Origin of the sequence: Pseudomonas sp. YJ42 (assembly GCF_047225135.1) — a bacterium.
In the GTDB taxonomy this organism is placed as follows: domain Bacteria; phylum Pseudomonadota; class Gammaproteobacteria; order Pseudomonadales; family Pseudomonadaceae; genus Stutzerimonas; species Stutzerimonas stutzeri_E.
Genome location: NZ_CP178378.1, coordinates 101,585 through 120,225 on the forward strand (window position 1 = coordinate 101,585; position 18,641 = coordinate 120,225).

The following is an 18,641-nucleotide window of genomic DNA, read 5'->3' on the forward strand; positions in this document are numbered from 1 at the left end:
AATAAGAGAACCGCTTCTTTTTCGACTCCCTCATGAATGCAGGAAAGCCAGAAAAGTAATTCATGCAAATTTCTCACTAATTGGGCGAGAAAAAATCGTTTGTGGCAGTCGTGTGCGTTTTCCACACTCGGCGACAACGGATACGGCTTGCGTGCCTTCCGAGAATAGAAAACAAGCCCATGAGGGGAGACAAAACAATGAACAACGCCATCTCTCAACGTATCCCGATCCAGCAGCTGGAAACCGTACTCGGCCCCATCCATCAAGCGACTGGCCTGAGCAACGAGTTCTACACCGAGCAGCGCATTTTCGAATACGAGCGCGACACCCTGTTCGGCCACACTTGGGCGTGCGTCGGTTTCGCTAGCGACCTGACCAAAAACGGATCGGTCAAGCCCGTCGATTTCATGGGCCTGCCTTTGCTGCTCATGCGCAACCGTGAAGGGCTGGTGCAGGTGTTCCACAACGTGTGTAGCCACCGTGGCATGAAGCTGGTGGAGCAGGCCGGTGAAGTACAAGGCGTGATTCGTTGCCCCTATCACTCGTGGACTTACGACTTGAACGGCAGCCTGCGCGGCACGCCGCATGTCGGCGGCATCAACCAGCACAAGGACGAGCGCTTCGCCTGCGAGAAGCACGGCCTCAAGCCCATCCGCAGTGCCATCTGGATGGATATGGTATTCGTCAACCTGTCCGGTGACGCCGAGCCGCTGGAGGCGATGCTCGCTCCGTTGACTGCGCGCTGGTCGCAGTTCCTGGGCCAGGAAGGCATGTCGCTGTTGCGCAGCCGTCCCGCCCAAGACGCGACCACGCTGGATATCGCCTGCAATTGGAAACTGGCCGTCGAGAACTACTGCGAGGCCTACCACTTGCCGTGGGTCCACCCCAGCCTGAACACCTATTCCCGTCTGGAAGACCACTACAACATCCTTTTCGACGAACGCTTTGCCGGACAGGGCAGCTATGCCTACAACCTGTCCGATGTCGCCGGTACGCACTTGCCGAAATTTCCGAGTTGGCCGCAGGACCGCCTGAAAAACGCGGAGTACGTGGCGTTCTTCCCCAACGTGTTGCTGGGCATCCAGGCTGATCACGCCTTCGCCATGCAGCTAGAGCCAATCGCGCCGGGTCGCACCCTGGAGCACCTGCGTGTGTTCTACGTCGGCGACGAAGCGCTGCAGGACGAGTACGCGGGCTGCCGCAACGCCGTTCTGGAGTCCTGGAAGGTGGTATTCGCCGAGGACATCGCCTCGGTCGAAGGCATGCAGAAAGGTCGGCACTCTCCGGGTTACACCGGCGGCGTGTTCTCTCCTGAAATGGACGTCCCCACTCACCACTTCCACCAATGGGCGGCACGCGAGTTCCTCGCCGCTCAACGGTCGGTCTGAGGACAGTCACATGAATTCGTTAGCTTCCCATTGGCTCAATTACATCGACGGTGAGTGGTGCGACAGCGATAGGCACCTGACCGTGAACAACCCCGGCAACGGAGAGCCCCTGGCGACCATTGCCCAGGCCAGCATCGCCGATACCGAGCGGGCACTGGTCGCGGCTCGGCGCTGTGCGGATGACCGGGCGTTGAGCAAGGCACGCCCAGTGCAACGCGTCAGCTGGCTGCTGGCGATTGCCGATGAAATTCGCGCGGTGGCCGAAGAGGGCGCCTGGGTGCTCTGCCAGGAAAATGGCAAGAGCCTGAGCGATGCACGAGACGAGTTCATCGAAGCTGCGCGCTACTTCGAGTACTACGCCGGCATGGCCGACAAGATCGAAGGCGCCTCGATTCCATTGGGCGACGACTACATGGACTTCACGGTCTATGACCCGATGGGTGTATCCGTGCAGATCGTCCCCTGGAATTTCCCTGTCTCGATCTGCGCGCGCTCCCTGGCGCCCGCCCTCGCGGCCGGCAACGCGGTGATCGTCAAGTCGCCGGAACTGTCACCGCTGGGCATCTGCATGCTGATCGAGGCGATCAATCGGGGTGGCCTGCCGCGTGGTGCGGTTAGCTTGCTTTGCGGGCGCGGCCGTGAGATCGGCGCGCACCTCGTTTCCCACCCCTCGGTGGACCAGATCGTGTTTACCGGTTCGGTGCCGACGGGGCAGAGCATTCTGCGTGCCGCGGCGGAGCGGGCCATCCCCAGCGTCATGGAGCTGGGTGGCAAGTCGGCCGCGTTGGTGTTCGCTGATGCCGACCTGGCGCAACTGCTGAGCAGCGTGAAGAGCGGCATCTTCTTCAACGCCGGTCAGGTCTGCTCCGCGATGTCTCGTCTGCTGGTGCAGCGCGACATCTATGAAGAGGTGATCGAGTCCGTCGTTCAACTGGCCGAAGGTTTGAAGGTCGGTCTGGGACAGGATGATTCCGAGTTGACCCCCGTGATCAGCGCCGGTCAGTTGGACAGCATTCAGACCCTTTGCCAGCGCGCTGTTGCCGAGGGCGCGGTCGTCGCGACCGGCGGCGAGGCCTTCAATGATCGCGCCGGCCACTTCATGCGCCCGACCGTGTTCCGCGACGTTTCGCCGGACATGTGCATCGCGCAGGAAGAGGTCTTCGGGCCGGTGCTGGCGATCATTCCGTTCGATACCGAAGAGCAGGCAATCGAAATCGCCAACGGCACGGAGTTCGGTCTGGTCGCCGGTGTGTTCACCCAGGACCTGAGCCGGGCCATGCGTTGCGCGCGCCGGCTGAAGTCCGGCCAGGTATTCATCAACGAGTGGTATGCCGGTGGCATCGAGACGCCCTTCGGTGGGGTCGGCCTGTCCGGGTTCGGCCGTGAGAAGGGGCAAGAGGCTTTGTACAGCTACGTTCGCACCAAGAACGTGGCGATTCGCGTAGCGCAGGAGTGACCGTCATGTTCAAGACATGGTTGTGCGTTGTATGTGGCTTGATCTACGACGAGGCGAAGGGCTGGCCGCAGGACGGTATCGCGGCTGGCACACGCTGGGAAGACGTGCCCGAGGACTGGCTGTGCCCCGAATGCGGGGTGGACAAGGGCGATTTCGAGATGCTAGACGTCAGCGAGGTGGTGGCAGCCGTCAGCGAGGCGCCCGTTCCGGTGCCGCCGACGTTTGCGCAACCGCAGCAGCCCATCGTCATCATCGGCAGCGGCCATGCGGGTTACGGTCTCGCCCAGGCGCTGCGCAAGGCTGACGAGAAAGTGGAAATCATCGTCATCACCCGCGAATGCGGTCATCTGTATTCCAAGCCCGCGCTGTCGATTGGCCTGGCACAGGGCAAGAGCATCGAGACGCTCAGCGGCGAAGCACCGTTCGCCATCGAGAAACGCCTGAAGATCAGCGTGCGTTCCTTCTGTGAGGTCCAGCGTATCGACACCGCTACGAAAACGCTGCATACCAACCTGGGCGATCTGGCCTACGGGCAGCTGGTGTTGGCGAGCGGTGCGCAACCGATTCGCCTGCCGATCGACGGCAACCGGGAAGCCATCGTCAGCGTGAACAACCTCGAGGATTACAAGGCGTTTCGCAGCGCCCTGGTCGGCAAGCGGCGCATTGCGATACTCGGTGACGGCCTGATCGGCTGCGAGTTTGCCAATGACCTGGCCGCCAGTGGTTTCGAGGTCAGTGTCATCGGGCTGGGGCGCTGGCCAATGGAGCGGCTGCTGCCCCAGGAAGTCGGTGCGCAACTGCAAAACGCTTTGCAGGCGCAGGGGGTGCGATGGCATCTGCAGAACACCCTGAAGCGTGTCGATAAGACCGATGCTGGTTATCGGCTGCTCCTCGCCGATGGCATGCAGCTGGAGGCGGACATCGTGCTGTCGGCTGTTGGGCTTCGACCAAGCGTCGCCCTGGCGGAGTGCGCCGGGTTGGCGATCGGCCGCGGTATCCAGGTGGACGACCACATGCGCACCTCGCAGCCGGGCGTCTTCGCTCTGGGTGATTGTATCGAGATCGATGGGCAGTTGCTGCCGTACCTCGCGCCCATCAACCAAGGCGTGCAAGCGCTCAGCCGGACCTTGCTCGGCCAGCCGACTCAGGTCAGCTATCCGCATATGCCGATCATGGTGAAGACGCCGGCCGCGCCACTCAGCGTGCTGCCGCCTGCACCAGGCTGTGAGGGAGACTGGAAATGCACAGCCACAACCGATGGCATGAGCGCCGGCTTCTACGACACGCAGGGTCATCTGCGCGGGTTCGTACTGCTCGGCAAGGAAGCGCAAACCCAGCGCAATGCCTGGCTGCAGTCGTGCCATACCACTGATCGTGCGGTTGCCTGAGGGAATCCTGATGACTACAACAATCAACCTGCCGCACGACGACAGCACATGCGGTTGGTACGCCAACCTGCCGGAACGGGCGGCAATCAAACGGCTCGACGGTCAGCAGCGCGCCGACTACGCGGTTATAGGCGCCGGCTTCGCCGGGCTGGCGGCGGCCCGGCGGCTGGCGGTGCTCAACCCTCAGGCGCGCATCCTGCTGATTGATGCTCAGCGCGTTGGCTACGGTGCTTCGGGTCGCAACTCGGGTTTTGTGATCGATCTGCCGCACAAGTTCGCATTGGAGCATCCCGATCCGCTTCACAAGCAGCGATTGCTTGGCCTCAACCGTGCTGCGATCAGCCAGCTCGAGCAGCTGGTCAAGCAGCATCGCATCGAGTGCCAATGGTCCCACGCCGGTAAGTATCAAGGGGCGGTGGGCGAGCGAGGCCTGGCCTATCTCGAACATTTCCGGCATCTGCTCTCCGATCTCGGCGAGCCGTTTCAGGATGTCGAACGAAAAGCGCTGGCAAAGACCCTTGGGACCGATCATTACAGCGGCGCGATCTTCACGCCGGGCTGTTATCTCATGCAGCCGGCGGCGTTGGTCGCCGGGCTGGCCAACGCCTTGCCGGCAAATGTGGAATTGCTGGAAGAGTCGCCCATCAATCGGTTGGAGCGGGACGGGAAGGGGGGATGGCTGCTGCATGCGCGGCAGGGCACAGCGCACTGCAATCAACTGTTGCTGGCAACCAGCATCTTTACCCGTGAGTTCGGTTATCTGCGCAATCGCTTGCTGCCGGTGATGACCTTCGCTAGCTGGACGCGCCCGCTCACGGACGACGAAATGGTGGCCTATGGCGGGCAGCTGGACTGGGGCCTTACCCCGGCTGACCACGCTGGCACAACGGTGCGTATGACGCAGGACCGTCGGCTGATCATCCGCAACACCTACAAGCATGTGCCCAGATATGGCCGCAGCACGAGCGACGGCATGCGCGAAAAGGTCCGCGAAGCGCATCGTGCAGCGTTCCTGAAGCGCTTCCCGCAGCTGGCCGCTGTGCCCTTCAGTCATACCTGGGGCGGTGTGTACGCTATCTCGCGTAACTTCACCAACTTCTTCGGCGAGCTGGAGAAAGGGGTGTATGCCTCTGCTTGCGACAATGGGGTCGGCGCGGCATGGGGCACCATCTCCGGAACGCTCCTGGCTGACCTTGTATCCGGGGTGGAGTCCTCTCAGCTGAACGATATTCGCACGGTCACCGGGATGCCTTCGCTCAATCCTCCTGAACCGTTTCTCGGCCTGGGCGTGCGTTCGCGAATTCGCCTGGCCGCCTGGAATAGCCGGGGCGAGCTATGATCCGCCCCGCGTCGCAATCCCCCGTGTTGCACATCGATCACGAGGATCTGGCATTCACCTTGCGAGGCGGCCCGCCTGGCGCGGCCTATGTGGCGCGTGCGGTGAGCAACGAGATCTCATCGAACATGGGCATCGGCTTCGCACGTTGGGAAGGTGCAGAAGTGGCGTGGACGCTCCTCTACGATGAGGTGATTTTCGTCATAGAAGGACTTTTCGAGCTGAAGGCGAACGGCGAGGTGTATCGCGTCCGTCCCGGCCAGTTGCTATGGATTCCAGAGGGAACTGAGCTGGTTTATGGGGGGCAGGCACTGTTCGGCTACGTCGTCCACCCAGGCGACTGGAAGGCTCGTCACGGGCTCGAGTAATGTTGCAGCGATAACGTGCCGCCACTCCTTTACAGGGGCGGCGGCGCTTTTCATTTCAGCTGGAAATCAAAAACATGTTGATGCTTGCACGAAGCTTCGGTGCGCTCTATCTGGCGACGGTGCTAATGCAGTTCGGGGCTACGTTGATGATGACGTACCTGGCACTGAGCATGGCCGGCAATGGTGGCGAAGGACTCGGTGGCGGTGCGCTGATGGCGGCCAACTCGCTTGGCATGGTGCTGGGGGCGAGTATCGGTTCCCGGTTTATTCAGACCGTGGGGCACATTCGGACTTACGCGGCCTGCGCAGGCATCATTGCTGCCGTGGTGCTTTCCCACGCGTTTTTCGACAATCTCGGCATTTGGCTGCTGTTACGCTGCGTCATGGGTGCGGCCACGATGTGCCAATTGATGGTGTTGGAGAGCTGGCTGAACGAGCAGACACATAGCGAGCACCGAGGCCGGGCGCTGGCCTTGTACATGGTCGCCAGCTACGTAGGGATGGCGCTTGGGCAACTTGCCTTGACGGTCAACGGCGATCTCGGATCGCAGGTGCTGATCGTTGTCGCGATAGCCTTCTCGCTGTGCCTGGTGCCGGTCGCATTGACCCGTAGCCTGCATCCCGCTGCGGTGGAGCCCGTACCCATTTCGATCACCTTGTTCCTTCGGCGGCTTCCTCTGTCGCTCGCCACCATCCTGGTGTCCGGCATGATCAACGGCAGCTTCTTCGGCTTGTCCGCGATCTATGCAAGGAAGTTGGGCTTATCGACCGCAGAAGTAGGACAGTTCATGGCGCTGGCGATTGGCGCAGGCCTGCTGGCGCAATGGCCGCTCGGCTGGATTTCCGATCGCTTGCCGCGCGCCAGCCTCATTCGCGTCGTTGCGCTACTTTTATCCATCGCGTGCCTGCCGCTAGCGGGGATCGTCCAGTTGACACTGCCGTGGCTGCTGGTTTTCAGCGCATCGGTAGGTTTTTTTCAGTTCTGTCTTTACCCGCTCGGCGCTGCCTTGGCCAACGACAACATCGAGTCGGAGCTGCGAGTCCCGTTGGCGGGCATGGTATTGCTGACGTTCGGCGCCGGGGCCTGTCTCGGTCCGCTGATCGCCGGGGGCGTGATGCACCTGTATGGCTCGTCCTGGCTTTATGCTTATCTCGCCGTCTGCGCGGCGCTACTGGCGGTCGCGGTCAGCCAGCGAAAGGTGAAAGGTGACCATCTGCGTGAAGACGCACCGTTGCATCAGCCCGTCATGCCCAACGCCCTGGCGAGCTCGGCGATCATTGCATCCGTGGAGCAGAGCGCGGTTGCCGAGGAGGGAACTTCGTCACAAAGCCACGAGGAGGCGTCAGTCGAGCGCCCGGCGTAATGAGCTCAGTGTTCGGTCGATCGGGGCGATTGCCATTGGATACATGGGGCGGCGCATCGGTTGCTGCGCGACATGCGGCCCGCACTTATCGAATGAAACAGCCTCGAATCTGTGAGCCATTCACGGCTCGACCGGAGGTGATTCATGAGTATCGATCCGCTCGACAGACCCCATGACCAGCAGCCCGTGCCGGGGCAGGACCAGAACCCCAGTCATTCCCCTGAGCCTGATTTCATCACGGATAATCCAGACGTCCAGCCAGGTTCTGGTAATGGCACAAGGCCCACCGATCAGCCGGGAAAAGCGCCAGAGTTCGACCCGAATGAGCCGGGTCTGGGTAATCCGCTCCCTTAATCCGTTCCAGAACAGAAAACGAGCCCAGCCTTTGAGCTGGGCTTTGTTTTGCCGGAACGTTCGTGAGCCGTTCAACCATTCAGTATGGAATGATTATTCACGAATCATGAATTCAAGAAACTCAGATACGATATTGAGTTACGAATTGCATTCAATGATCTTGCCGAGCAGGTCTAGCAGTAGGTGCCGTGTCTTCGGACACTCGCATAACAAGCTCAAGCGAGAACAGCCATGAATCGCCCCAGGACTCTTTACGAAAAGCACATCGATTCCCATACGGTCTGCAACCTCGACGACCAAGGCCATGTATTGCTCTACATCGACCGCCAAGTCGCCAACGAATACACCAGCCCTCAGGCCTTCAGCGGCCTGCGGCATGCCAACCGCAAGGTTTGGCGCCCGGCAGCCACGTTGGCAGTCGTCGATCATGTCAACCCAACGAGCCCGGACCGTATCGCCACGATGCCCGATCCAGGCGGTGCGCGGCAGGTTTCCTACTTCGGGGAGAACTGTCGCGACTTCGGTATCGAGCTGTTCGATGTGCTGGACAAGCGACAGGGCATCGAACACGTCGTCGCCCCTGAACAGGGCTTCATCCTGCCCGGCATGGTGGTCGCAGCAGGGGACAGCCACACCACCACCTATGGCGCGCTGGGTGCATTTGGCTTTGGCATCGGCACGTCCGAAATCGAACACCTGCTGGCAACCCAGACGCTGGTCTACAAGCGCCTGAAAACCATGCGCGTGCACGTGCGGGGCGAGCTCGGTAACGGCCTGACGTCCAAGGACATCATCATGGCGCTGATCCGCCGCATCGGTGCGGCTGGCGCGACCGGATACGCGATCGAATTTGCCGGACCCACGATCGAAGCCTTGAGTGTCGAAGCTCGGATGACGATCTGCAACATGGCGGTCGAAGCGGGTGCGCGTGGCGCCTTCATGGCGCCGGACGAAAAGGTCTACGCCTATCTCGCGGACAAACCCCGTGCACCAGAAGGCGCGCTCTGGGAACAGGCCGTGGCGCGCTGGCGTGAGCTTTACAGCGACCCGGGTGCTGAATTCGACGCCGACATCGATCTGGATGTCGGCACGCTGGAGCCCATGGTCACCTGGGGTACGAGTCCCGATCAGGCGGCTGCCATCAGTGACCGGGTTCCGGACCCGCTGAATGAGCCCGATGCCGGCCGCCGTCAGGATATTCAGCGCGCCCTGCGTTACATGGGCCTCGAACCGGGAGAGTGCTTGTCGGATATCGAGATCAGCCACGCCTTCATCGGTTCTTGTACCAACGCGCGGATCGAGGATCTTCGCGATGCGGCGCGTGTCGTGCGTGGCCGCAAAGTGGCGGCTCACGTACGGGCCATGGTCGTTCCTGGCTCCACCCAGGTACGTGCCCAAGCCGAAGCCGAAGGGCTTGCCCAAATCTTTCTTGATGCGGGTTTCGAATGGCGCCAGTCAGGTTGCTCGATGTGCCTGGCGATGAATGACGATGTGCTGTCTCCCGGTGATCGCTGTGCGTCCAGTACCAACCGGAATTTCGAGGGCCGTCAGGGGGCAGGAGCGCGTACGCATTTGATGAGCCCTGCGATGGTCGCTGCCGCTGCGGTGTCGGGCCGTTTGACCGATGTTCGTTCGTTGTCCGAGGAGGCTTGAGATGGAACCCTTCGTTACCATTAGCGGCACGGCTGCCCCCATGTTGGCGGCCAATGTCGACACCGATGTGATCATGCCCAAGCAGTTCCTCAAGGGTATTGACCGCAACGGTCTCGATCGCGGCGTGTTCTTCGATCTGCGCTGGCTGCCGAACGGTGAGCCGAACCCGGACTTCGTGCTCAATCAGCGGCCCTGGAACGAGGCCAGTTTTCTGGTCGTCGGGCCCAATTTCGGTTGTGGCTCGAGCCGCGAACATGCGGTCTGGGGGCTCAAGCAGCTCGGCATCCGCGCATTGATCGGAACCAGCTTCGCTGGGATCTTCTTCGATAACTGTCAGCGCAATGGCCTGTTGCTGATCCAGCTGAGCGATGCGGAACTGCGTGAGGTCGGGCAACTGGTCGCCCGGCCTGAGTTCGCGACGATTCGCATCGACCTCGGCGAACAGAAGATAGTGCTTCAGGAAGGATGGTCGATCGAGTTCGCCATCGACGCGTTGCGCAAAGAAGCCCTCTTGCTCGGGCTGGACGCCATTGGCAGCACCTTGCAGCGCACCGATCAGATCAAGGCGTTCGAGATCCGGCACCTGCAGGCCAACCCCTGGCTCGCCTGATTAATGCCCTGGTCCGGCCCTGGCTTCGGCCCGGCTTGGCCCAGGGCGAACCAGCCCAGCGGGGCCTGTGAGACGTCATTCGCGTCGGCGCGTCGCACAGTACTGTGCGGATTACAGTGAAATCGCGCGGAAGTGTTCTTCTAAAAATTCCACACAGACCCTTAGCTTGGCCGAGTTGGACAGGCGCGTCGGGTAGACTGCCCAGACGTTCGCGCTCTGGCTGTAGTCCGGTAGCACCTGTACCAACTCGCCAGTTTCCAGCAGCGGCCTCACGTCCCATAACGAGCGCAGCAAAATCCCTCTACCGTGCAGCGCCCATTGCAGCACGATTTCTCCGTTGTTCGAGGACAGCGGGCCGCTGATGCGAACGCTATGCTGCTTGCCGGCACGATCCAGCGCCCAGACGCCAAATGCGTTGTTACGCTCTTTCAATACCAGACAATCGTGGCGTTGGAGGTCGTCGAGGCTTTGCGGCGTGCCGCGCCGAGCGAGGTATTCGGGTGTGGCGCAGAGAATCCGTTTGTTGGTCACCAGGCGTTTGCTGATGTGCTGCCCCGGCAGGTCGTCGCCGACGCGAATCTCAAGGTCGAACCCTTCGCCGACCAGGTCAACGACGCGGTCGAACACCTCCAGGCGGATCTCCAATTCAGGATAGCTCTCCGCCAATAAGGAAATGGCTGGCGCGACGTGGTTACGGCCGAATCCGAACGAGCTGCTGATGTGCAGCAATCCCCTCGGGGTCTGCCGTGCTTGCGAGAGTTCGTCGAACAGGTCGTCCAAATCACCCAGGATGCGCACGGCCCAGCGTTGAGCGCGTTCGCCATCCTCAGTCAAAGCGATACGGCGAGTGGTGCGGTGCAGCAGCCGCGCTTTCAGTGCGCTTTCCAGAATTTGGACGCGCTTGCTGATATAGGCGGGGGATACCCCAAGCTCATCCGCAGCCCCGGCAAAGCTCTGTTTGCGAATTACCGTGAGGAAAACCCGCAGGTCTTCCGGTAATGGCAATTGATCACGAAGTGTGTTCACGGCGCCAGGTTCCACCTATTTGTTTCACGTTTGGTGAATATAACATGGTGACAGCTGGGCTTATCAGACGAGTCCGCTCCCCTAAATCCACACACCAAACATCCAAGCTGGCCGCCTGCTCAGACCACCAACGCGCCGCGGAACCCCCTCGCGGCGTAATAAGATTGCGCGCCGTTGTGATAAACGAAAACACAGTCATAGCGACGGTCACAAAAGAGCGCACCCCCAAGCTTTCTGATGGCAGAGGGTGTTTGCACCCAGCTGGAGGTCTTGGCATCGAAGCAGCCTAGTTTCTGCAGGTCCCGATACTGGGCTTCCGTCAGAATCTCGATGCCCAGGTCGGCAGCCATCTCGGTAGCACAGTTGGCCGGCTTGTTCTCCTTTCTTGAGTCCAGGGCCGCCCGGTCATAACAGAGGCTTCTACGGCCAGCGGGACTTTCGGCAGAACAGTCGACGAAGATGATCTCGCCCGTGTCCGTATCGCGAGCTATCACGTCTGGCTCGCCGCCAGTGCTCTCCATGTTCTGCAGCGCTTGCAGTTTTTCCGGCGAAGCCTCCAGCCTGGTACACACCTGAGGCCATTCAATACCTTCATGCCGGCACATGTTCGCCTCGAAGCGAACCTTCAGCGTGCCAATTAGCGCCTCTCGCTGCTTTGCATTCATGTCCGCAACCTCCCTGACGTGTCATCTCGAATACGATCGTTCAGCGCAGAACCCATCCGAGCCGTGCGACTGATGAAATGACTGGCAGATTAGCAGGTGCTCGTAGCGGTCTTGTTCCGTCTGTTTTGCCCGAGGCATGACGGACCGACCGATGTGTCTGCAGATTCATTCGACGTCGCGGATGAGTGGGGCACTGCCTGGCAGCTGTGCGGCCAATGCATCGACGGCGAGACGCACTCTCAACGGTAGCCGTGGGGTTTGCAGCCAGAGCGCGTACACATCGTAGAGATGGCCTGGCTGCTGGGGAAACACCTGCACCAGTGTGTTGGCAAGGATGCGTTCATGTACCAGCCAGTAGGGAAGCCAGGCCAGGCCGATGCCAGTGGTTGCTGCGTCAGCTATCGCGTCGAGGTCGTCCAGGCATAGGCGGTAACGGGGCAGAATTTCCAGAGGTGCTTGACCATCGTGGGGAAATAGCCAGGGCGCCACCGGGCCTGAGCGTCGATAGGCGATGGCTTGATGCTCGCTTAGGTCCTCGATCCGCTGTGGCTGGCCATGTTCCAGGAGATAGCCGGGGGCGGCGCAGACCACCATGGTTTGCCTTGCAACGCGTCGCGCCACCAGGTTGGTGTTATCCGCCGGGACGCCGGTGCGGATCGCAAGGTCGAAGCCGTCTTCGGCCAGGTCCGAGAGCCGATCGTTGAAAGAGATATCGAGTTCGAGGGCGGGGTATTGCCGGGCCAGTTCCAGCAGAACCGGCGCGACGCAGTGTCTACCGAAGTGTACAGGCACCGTGACTCTCAGCTTCCCCCTTGGCTCGGCCATATGGTCAGCGGCGAGCGCCTCGGACAGTTCCACTTCCGCGAGGATCGCCCGACAGCGTTCGTAGTAGGCATTGCCGATACCCGTCAGGCTTTGACGCCGCGTGGTCCGGGAAATCAGCCGCACGCCGAGGCGCTCTTCGAGCGCGCGAATGTGCTTGCCCACCATAGGCCCGGAAAGGTCCAGAGCGTTGCCTGCGGCAGCGAAAGACCCGAGTTCGACGACCCTGACGAATACCGCCATGCTGGTGAGCCGGTCCATTGGAAACTCCTGGTTTCGAGTGTTTTATCTTATCCGTCATTTATCACGCATATCCGGGCTTGGGATAGTTGATTGCATCCATTTGGTTTCTATTTTGGAGGCAGGAAATGACGCGAGCAGTGCGGTTTCACGAACATGGCGGCCCCGAAGTCCTATGCATCGAGCAGGTGGATATACCGAAGCCGGGACGGGGAGAAGTCCGGATACGCGTGAAGGCGTTGGGAATCAATCGGGCGGAAACGCTGTTGCGCGAGGGGCGTTATATCGAGCAAGCCATCTTCCCCTCGGGGCTTGGACTGGAGGCGGCGGGCATCGTCGAGAGTGTGGGTGAAGAGGTGGAAGGGCTGGAGCCAGGGGACGCGGTCAGTGTAGTGCCGCCGCAGTCCATGGTCCGTTGGCCCGCATATGGCGAGCTGGCGCTGTTTCCTGCCGAACTGATCGTCAAGCATCCGCCTGTTCTTGCCTGGGAGGAGGCTGCGGCGATCTGGATGCAGTACCTCACCGCTTACGGCGCGCTGGTGGACATCGCCGAGCTCGGCAAGGATGACTTCGTGGTGGTGACGGCAGCCTCCAGCAGCGTCGGCCTGGCGGCTATCCAGATCGCCAATCTGGTGGGCGCAACGCCAATCGCCGTCACTCGCACATCAGCCAAACGATCCGCTTTGAGTGCGGCCGGTGCCCTCCATGTGATTGCGATGGCAGAGGAGGATCTTGCTGTCCGTCTCAAGGAAATCACAGGCCCAAGGGGTGCACGGGTAGTGCTGGACCCTATTGGCGGCCCGCTGTTCGAGCCGTTGACCGAAGCGATGGCGCAAGGCGGTATTCTCCTCGAATACGGTGGGCTCAGCCCGGAGCCAACGCCGTTCCCGCTATTCACGGTGCTCAGCAAGTCGCTCACTCTGCGTGGTTACCTCGTGCACGAGATCACCACTGACCGCGCACGTCTCCAGGCGGCCAAGACCTTTATTCTCAACGGTCTGGAGTCAGGTGTGCTGCGTCCGGTGATCGCGAAGGTGCTTCCCTTCGAGCAGATAGCTGAAGCGCATCGCTTCGTTGAATCGAACGAGCAGTTTGGCAAGGTCGTGGTTACGCTATAGGTGCCAGGGCGGTGCGGGCTATGGGTGGTGGCGAGCAAGGTGTGGTGCAGATGTCGCTTCACTGCTCGCCCCGTCATCTGCTTTGGTGGGAAGCTGCCGCCAAGCTCCACGCCCTATGTTTCTGCGACGTGCCCTGGTGCCTGGTATCCGGTGGTTCGTTCCCGCGGTTCATTCATCCGCCGATGGAGTGAACGAACCCGCTCCCATCCGGGCACTGATTTTCCTAGCCGCGCCCAGCAAGCGCTGCGCCGCTTCGCCATCCACCTCTGCCATGAAGCCTGGCTCGGCGCCGACTATCGTGATGACGCCCGCCAACCGCTGATTGCCGCTGAACAGCGGCGCGGACAGTGCGTTGACGCCTGCCATCAGCAGGCCGTGCACGGGTTGGATGTGGGTGCGTTGCAGTTCGCTCATGGTGGCGAACAGGGCGGTGGAGGAAGGGGCGGACGGGAGCTTCATTTCTTCCTCGCGCAACTCGGCCGTTTCCGCATTCGGCATGAAGGCGTTGAACACCAAACCGGTGGACGAACCCAGCAGCGGCAGCACCGAGCCCACCTGCGTCACCAGCGTGACGGCCCGGACCGCCTGCTCGACATGCACGACGGCCGGCCCGCGGTTGCCCCAGACGGCGAGAAAGCAGGTTTCGTTGAGCTCGTCGCGCAGTTGCGCCAGATGCGGCGTGGCCAGTTTGACCACGTCCAGCCGGCCCAGCGCGGCCAGCCCGACGAACAAGGCAGCGCGGCCCAAGCCGTAGTGATTGGTCAGCGGATCCTGCTCGGCGAAGCCGCTGGCCATCAGCGCCTGCAGATAACGATGGACCTTGCTGGCGGGCATGCCGACGTGTTCGGCCAGGCGCGACAGTGACGTGGCAGGAGCCAGTTCGGCCAATGCAGTGAGGATGTCCGTGCCCACCTCGGCGGCCTGTACTTTCTGTCGGCGAGGCGCCGTATCCGCGTTGCTGTCTGCCATGAGTTCAGCTGTCCTGTGTCTGCGGCCACTTTTCTGAAGGCGCTGTTTATAGCTTGACGCCTCGGTGAGTTCAAATTACTTTTTGCGTAAACGCATTACGCTAAAGAGATACAGCTATGCAACGACAACAACAATCTGGTGAAACTGCTCGATATCTGTCCGGCTTCGGCAATGAATTCAGTAGCGAGGCCTTGCCGGGCGCGCTGCCGGTCGGCCAGAACTCCCCGCAGAAGGTGCCGTACGGCCTCTACACCGAGTTGCTCTCCGGCACGGCCTTCACCGTGCCCCGCAGCGAAGCGCGTCGGGCCTGGCTGTATCGAATCCGTCCTTCGGCCAACCATGGCCAGTATCAGCGTCTGGATCGTCAGCTCGGCAGCGAGCTGGGACCGGTCACACCCAATCGGCTGCGCTGGAACCCCGAGCCATTCCCTGAGACCGCGACGGATTTCCTCGATGGTCTGATGTGTGTGGCGGCCAATTTCGAGCCCGACCAGCCGGCGGGAGCGAGCATCTATCGTTACGCGGCGAACGTGTCGATGGAGCGAGTCTTCTTCAATGCTGATGGCGAACTGTTGCTGGTGCCGCAGCAAGGTGCGCTGAAGCTGGTCACCGAACTGGGCGTGCTCGAGGTGGGCCCGCTTGAGATCGCGGTAGTCCCGCGCGGCATGCGCTTTCGCGTCGAGTTGCTGGACACGACTGCCCGCGGCTACGTGTGCGAGAACCATGGCTGTGCCTTGCGTCTGCCGGATCTGGGGCCGATCGGCAGCAACGGCCTGGCCAATCCGCGTGACTTCCTGGCGCCCGTTGCGCAATTCGAAGAGCGCGACGAACCCGTTCAGCTGGTGCAGAAATTCCTCGGCGAACTCTGGGCCACCGAGCTCGGGCACTCGCCGCTGGACGTGGTCGCCTGGCATGGCAACAACGTGCCCTACAAGTACGATCTGCGCCGGTTCAACACGATCGGCACTGTCAGCTTCGACCACCCGGATCCCTCGATCTTCACCGTACTGACCTCGCCCAGCGCCATCCACGGCATGGCCAACATCGACTTCGTGATCTTCCCGCCACGCTGGATGGTGGCGGAAAACACCTTTCGACCGCCGTGGTTCCACCGCAACCTGATGAACGAATTCATGGGCCTGATCGATGGCGCCTACGATGCCAAGGCCGACGGTTTCTCGCCCGGTGGTGCTTCGCTGCACAACTGCATGAGCGCCCACGGCCCGGATCACGTGTCGACTGAACAGGCGATCAACGCCGAACTCAAACCGCACAAGATCGAGAACACCATGGCCTTCATGTTCGAAACCGGCCAGGTGCTTCGCCCCACGCGCCAGGCGTTGGAAAGCCCGCAACTGCAGGACGATTACGACAGCTGCTGGGCTGGCCTGGCCAAGACTTTCGACAAGAAACAGAAATAACAGGACTGCACAGACCATGACCGAACAAAACATAACCGCGGAAAAGGGACTACGCAGTTGGGTCGAATCGGCTAATGGCCATTCGGACTTTTCCCTCGCCAACCTGCCGCTGGGGGTCTTCAGCCGGAACGGCGGGCTACCGCGCGGCGGCGTTGCGATCGGCGACTGCATTCTCGACCTGGCCGCAGCTTGCGATGCAGGCCTGTTCGAAGGGCGCGCCGCCGAAGCGGCGAAGGCCGCCAGCGCCAGCAGCCTCAACACCTTCTTCGCGCTGGGGGCGTCGGCTCGCAAAGCGTTGCGCGAGGCGTTGCAAGGCTTGCTCGCCGAGACCTGCGAGCACCGTGATCGTCTGCGCGCCATGGGCGAAACCCTGCTGCAGCCGATGAGCCAATGTCAGATGCATCTCCCGGCCAAGGTGGGCGACTACACCGACTTCTATGTGGGCATCCACCACGCCAACAACGTCGGCAAGTTGTTCCGCCCGGATAATCCCTTGTTGCCGAACTACAAATACGTACCCATCGGCTATCACGGTCGTGCATCGACCATCGATGTGTCCGGCGCCACGGTCAAGCGGCCCAATGGCCAGACGCTGCCGCCTGGCGCCAGCGAGCCGAATTTCGGCCCCAGCAAGCGCCTGGATCACGAGCTGGAATTGGGAATCTGGATCGGGGAAGGCAATGCCCGAGGCGAGGCGATTTCGATCAGCGAAGCGGGTGCTCACGTGGCAGGTTACTGTTTGCTCAACGACTGGTCGGCGCGCGATCTGCAGGCCTGGGAATATCAACCGTTGGGGCCGTTCCTGTCCAAGAGTTTCGCCACCAGCGTCTCGCCCTGGGTGGTAACGCCCGAGGCCCTGGAACCGTTCCGCTGCGCGCAGCCGGCGCGTCCCGAAGGCGATCCTCAGCCGCTGCCGTATCTGTATGACGAAAAGGATCAGCGGCAGGGCGCTCTGGACATCGAGCTGGAGGTGCTGCTGCAGACCCAGGCCATGCGCGACAAGGATCTGCCGGCGCAGCGCATCACCCTGAGTAGCACGCGCAACATGTATTGGACCGTGGCTCAGATGATCGCCCACCACAGCGTCAACGGCTGCAGCCTGCAGCCGGGCGATCTGTTCGGCTCCGGCACGTTGTCCGGTGAGACCACCGATAGCTGCGGGAGCCTGCTGGAGATCACCCAGGGCGGCAAACAGTCGCTGGAACTGGCGAGCGGCGAAACCCGTACCTTCCTCGAAGACGGCGATGAGATCGTCTTCAGGGCGCGCTGCCAGCGCGAGGGGTATGGCGCAATCGGGTTCGGCGAATGCCGCGGTCGGGTGCTACCCGCTTCGCGCTGAAGCGGTTCTCATGAAGCCCGGTTGCCGGTCCGGCAACCGGGCTTTTTTCGCGCCGATTTATCAGGGCACCCGGGCGGTTTCCATCGATGGTGCCGGGCCGGTCGCTGCGTTGCGCATCTGCTCGGCGAGCGCGGCGGTGAATTCTTGGGCCGCCGACCAGCGCAAATGAACAGCATCGACGAACGAGGTTACCGGTGTTTTCCAATCCTTGTCGGCGTTCCAGTAGGTAGCACCGGTGGCACTGATAGAGTTCAGGACGCGCCTGTCGAAGTCGGCCAGAAAAGTGCCGTCCGGGTCGTATTTCTCTTTCCATTCCGGATGCAGCGGGGTTGAAACGACCATCAGCCGTCGACCTTCCTGCTGCAGGCGTGTGCCCATGTCCCTTAGCGCCTTGAAGCAGCTGCGATCCAGCGGCTCCGGACGGCCATATAACAACTCGCGAGTGTTGGGGGTATCCAGCGGGCCATCGCCGAACCGGTTGAATACCAGCGGATCCCACTCGATCTGTCCGGCTCGTTGGGCCTTCACCGTCAGTGCGTTGCGTACCAGTGACTTCGGTGAGAAATAGCGCAGGTAGTGGCTCCAGGGAGATGCTTTTTCATAGACGTAGGGATCGACGTGCTCGCGGTTGAACACGGCAGTCGGCACGCGCCAGCAGCCAGCGAAATCCTGTGGGTCAGCGATCATTACGACGCTGCGGATGCTGGGCTCGCGATCGAGCAACCAATTGCCCACGTACGTGGACTGATTGGCGAAAAGACCGCAGAACGCGCCGTTCATGGGGCGGAGTTCCGGCATCGTCTGCACCAGCACATTACCGTCGACGTGACGCCAGGCCACAGACGAACCGATTATCAGAAGGTTCGGTGACTGAATCGGGTTGTCGCGCATGAAGCTGAGCTTCTCGTCCGCACAGGAGATGTTCGAGAAGGCCGGCGGCGGCAGATTGCCGGTTCGGTCCAGCACCAGCAGCGTTAGACAGAACAGGGCCAACGCACCGAACAAGCCGGCGAACAAGGACAGTAGATACCGCGAACGCACCTGGCCCGGCGCGCTGGCCGTGCTTGCTTTTCCGCTTTCGATGGTGCTTCCGTCCTTGGGAAATTCAGCGGTATGGGCCATGG

Annotated in this window: 17 protein-coding genes and 1 pseudogene; 13 read left to right on the forward strand and 5 right to left on the reverse strand. The window is 61.4% G+C overall.

Features of this window, described 5'->3' with window-relative positions:
• The first annotated feature begins 197 nt into the window (after positions 1–197).
• The 10 genes and pseudogenes from ACL0K2_RS00500 (at position 198) to leuD (ending at position 9,917) form a co-directional block, all read left to right on the forward strand.
• Positions 198–1,388, forward strand: a complete 1,191-nt coding sequence (locus tag ACL0K2_RS00500; protein ID WP_413043509.1) for an aromatic ring-hydroxylating oxygenase subunit alpha — start codon at positions 198–200, stop codon at positions 1,386–1,388.
• Between the two features lie 10 nt (positions 1,389–1,398).
• Entirely contained in the window at positions 1,399–2,844 is a 1,446-nt protein-coding gene (locus ACL0K2_RS00505) for an aldehyde dehydrogenase family protein (RefSeq protein ID WP_413043510.1), read from the forward strand.
• Between the two features lie 5 nt (positions 2,845–2,849).
• A pseudogene (locus ACL0K2_RS00510) lies at positions 2,850–3,014 on the forward strand (rubredoxin); the annotation flags it as partial.
• Complete coding sequence (locus tag ACL0K2_RS00515; RefSeq protein ID WP_413044409.1) at positions 3,003–4,232, forward strand: FAD-dependent oxidoreductase; 1,230 nt, start codon at positions 3,003–3,005, stop codon at positions 4,230–4,232. The pseudogene ACL0K2_RS00510 and the gene ACL0K2_RS00515, both read left to right, overlap by 12 nt.
• Before the next feature lie 10 nt (positions 4,233–4,242).
• Positions 4,243–5,571 (forward strand): NAD(P)/FAD-dependent oxidoreductase, encoded by a 1,329-nt coding sequence (locus ACL0K2_RS00520; protein WP_413043511.1) that lies wholly within the window; start codon positions 4,243–4,245, stop codon positions 5,569–5,571.
• Positions 5,568–5,936, forward strand: a complete 369-nt coding sequence (locus ACL0K2_RS00525) for an ethanolamine utilization protein EutQ (protein WP_239609208.1) — start codon at positions 5,568–5,570, stop codon at positions 5,934–5,936. Before ACL0K2_RS00520 ends, ACL0K2_RS00525 begins: the two co-directional genes overlap by 4 nt.
• Before the next feature lie 74 nt (positions 5,937–6,010).
• Positions 6,011–7,300 (forward strand): MFS transporter, encoded by a 1,290-nt coding sequence (locus tag ACL0K2_RS00530; RefSeq protein ID WP_413043512.1) that lies wholly within the window; start codon positions 6,011–6,013, stop codon positions 7,298–7,300.
• A gap of 144 nt (positions 7,301–7,444) precedes the next feature.
• Positions 7,445–7,654, forward strand: coding sequence for a hypothetical protein (locus tag ACL0K2_RS00535; RefSeq protein ID WP_155397617.1), 210 nt, complete (start codon positions 7,445–7,447; stop codon positions 7,652–7,654).
• A gap of 231 nt (positions 7,655–7,885) precedes the next feature.
• The gene (gene leuC / locus ACL0K2_RS00540; protein WP_413043513.1) at positions 7,886–9,307 is read left to right on the forward strand and encodes a 3-isopropylmalate dehydratase large subunit; all 1,422 of its coding nucleotides are present in this window, start codon (positions 7,886–7,888) and stop codon (positions 9,305–9,307) included.
• A gap of 1 nt (position 9,308) precedes the next feature.
• Positions 9,309–9,917: a 3-isopropylmalate dehydratase small subunit gene (leuD, locus tag ACL0K2_RS00545; protein WP_413043514.1), complete on the forward strand. Its 609-nt coding sequence runs from the start codon at positions 9,309–9,311 to the stop codon at positions 9,915–9,917.
• A 111-nt stretch (positions 9,918–10,028) separates the two neighbouring features.
• Here the strand turns inward: leuD and ttdR are convergent, their stop codons facing one another.
• From ttdR to ACL0K2_RS00560, 3 genes are all read right to left on the reverse strand, one after another.
• Positions 10,029–10,943, reverse strand: a complete 915-nt coding sequence (gene ttdR / locus ACL0K2_RS00550) for an L-tartrate utilization transcriptional activator TtdR (RefSeq protein WP_045162060.1) — start codon at positions 10,941–10,943, stop codon at positions 10,029–10,031.
• A 119-nt stretch (positions 10,944–11,062) separates the two neighbouring features.
• The gene (locus ACL0K2_RS00555; protein WP_413043515.1) at positions 11,063–11,608 is read right to left on the reverse strand and encodes a DUF4256 domain-containing protein; all 546 of its coding nucleotides are present in this window, start codon (positions 11,606–11,608) and stop codon (positions 11,063–11,065) included.
• 165 nt (positions 11,609–11,773) lie between these two features.
• The gene (locus ACL0K2_RS00560; protein ID WP_413043516.1) at positions 11,774–12,691 is read right to left on the reverse strand and encodes a LysR substrate-binding domain-containing protein; all 918 of its coding nucleotides are present in this window, start codon (positions 12,689–12,691) and stop codon (positions 11,774–11,776) included.
• 107 nt (positions 12,692–12,798) lie between these two features.
• Between ACL0K2_RS00560 and ACL0K2_RS00565 the strand changes: the two genes are divergently transcribed.
• Positions 12,799–13,788: a zinc-dependent alcohol dehydrogenase family protein gene (locus ACL0K2_RS00565; RefSeq protein ID WP_413043517.1), complete on the forward strand. Its 990-nt coding sequence runs from the start codon at positions 12,799–12,801 to the stop codon at positions 13,786–13,788.
• A gap of 168 nt (positions 13,789–13,956) precedes the next feature.
• Here ACL0K2_RS00565 and ACL0K2_RS00570 read toward each other — a convergent pair whose 3' ends face one another.
• Positions 13,957–14,757 carry an IclR family transcriptional regulator gene (locus ACL0K2_RS00570; protein ID WP_045161860.1) on the reverse strand — a complete coding sequence of 267 codons (801 nt, stop codon included), beginning with the start codon at positions 14,755–14,757 and terminating at the stop codon, positions 13,957–13,959.
• A gap of 116 nt (positions 14,758–14,873) precedes the next feature.
• On the opposite strand from ACL0K2_RS00570, the gene hmgA reads away from it, so the two are divergent.
• Both hmgA and fahA read left to right on the forward strand, forming a co-directional pair.
• Positions 14,874–16,178: a homogentisate 1,2-dioxygenase gene (hmgA, locus tag ACL0K2_RS00575; RefSeq protein ID WP_045161861.1), complete on the forward strand. Its 1,305-nt coding sequence runs from the start codon at positions 14,874–14,876 to the stop codon at positions 16,176–16,178.
• A gap of 16 nt (positions 16,179–16,194) precedes the next feature.
• Entirely contained in the window at positions 16,195–17,517 is a 1,323-nt protein-coding gene (gene fahA / locus ACL0K2_RS00580) for a fumarylacetoacetase (RefSeq protein ID WP_413043518.1), read from the forward strand.
• 60 nt (positions 17,518–17,577) lie between these two features.
• Here the strand turns inward: fahA and ACL0K2_RS00585 are convergent, their stop codons facing one another.
• On the reverse strand, positions 17,578–18,639 hold the full coding sequence (locus ACL0K2_RS00585; RefSeq protein WP_413043519.1) for a hypothetical protein: 1,062 nt from the start codon (positions 18,637–18,639) through the stop codon (positions 17,578–17,580).
• Between the last annotated feature and the right edge of the window lie 2 nt (positions 18,640–18,641).

Coding starts and splice junctions, on each gene's coding strand:
- ACL0K2_RS00500 (WP_413043509.1), top strand. CDS start 198: ATGAACAACGCCATCTCTCAACGTATCCCGATCCAGCAGCTGGAAACC.
- ACL0K2_RS00505 (WP_413043510.1), top strand. CDS start 1,399: ATGAATTCGTTAGCTTCCCATTGGCTCAATTACATCGACGGTGAGTGG.
- ACL0K2_RS00515 (WP_413044409.1), top strand. CDS start 3,003: ATGCTAGACGTCAGCGAGGTGGTGGCAGCCGTCAGCGAGGCGCCCGTT.
- ACL0K2_RS00520 (WP_413043511.1), top strand. CDS start 4,243: ATGACTACAACAATCAACCTGCCGCACGACGACAGCACATGCGGTTGG.
- ACL0K2_RS00525 (WP_239609208.1), top strand. CDS start 5,568: ATGATCCGCCCCGCGTCGCAATCCCCCGTGTTGCACATCGATCACGAG.
- ACL0K2_RS00530 (WP_413043512.1), top strand. CDS start 6,011: ATGTTGATGCTTGCACGAAGCTTCGGTGCGCTCTATCTGGCGACGGTG.
- ACL0K2_RS00535 (WP_155397617.1), top strand. CDS start 7,445: ATGAGTATCGATCCGCTCGACAGACCCCATGACCAGCAGCCCGTGCCG.
- leuC (WP_413043513.1), top strand. CDS start 7,886: ATGAATCGCCCCAGGACTCTTTACGAAAAGCACATCGATTCCCATACG.
- leuD (WP_413043514.1), top strand. CDS start 9,309: ATGGAACCCTTCGTTACCATTAGCGGCACGGCTGCCCCCATGTTGGCG.
- ACL0K2_RS00555 (WP_413043515.1), bottom strand. CDS start 11,608: ATGAATGCAAAGCAGCGAGAGGCGCTAATTGGCACGCTGAAGGTTCGC.
- ACL0K2_RS00560 (WP_413043516.1), bottom strand. CDS start 12,691: ATGGACCGGCTCACCAGCATGGCGGTATTCGTCAGGGTCGTCGAACTC.
- ACL0K2_RS00565 (WP_413043517.1), top strand. CDS start 12,799: ATGACGCGAGCAGTGCGGTTTCACGAACATGGCGGCCCCGAAGTCCTA.
- ACL0K2_RS00570 (WP_045161860.1), bottom strand. CDS start 14,757: ATGGCAGACAGCAACGCGGATACGGCGCCTCGCCGACAGAAAGTACAG.
- hmgA (WP_045161861.1), top strand. CDS start 14,874: ATGCAACGACAACAACAATCTGGTGAAACTGCTCGATATCTGTCCGGC.
- fahA (WP_413043518.1), top strand. CDS start 16,195: ATGACCGAACAAAACATAACCGCGGAAAAGGGACTACGCAGTTGGGTC.
- ACL0K2_RS00585 (WP_413043519.1), bottom strand. CDS start 18,639: ATGGCCCATACCGCTGAATTTCCCAAGGACGGAAGCACCATCGAAAGC.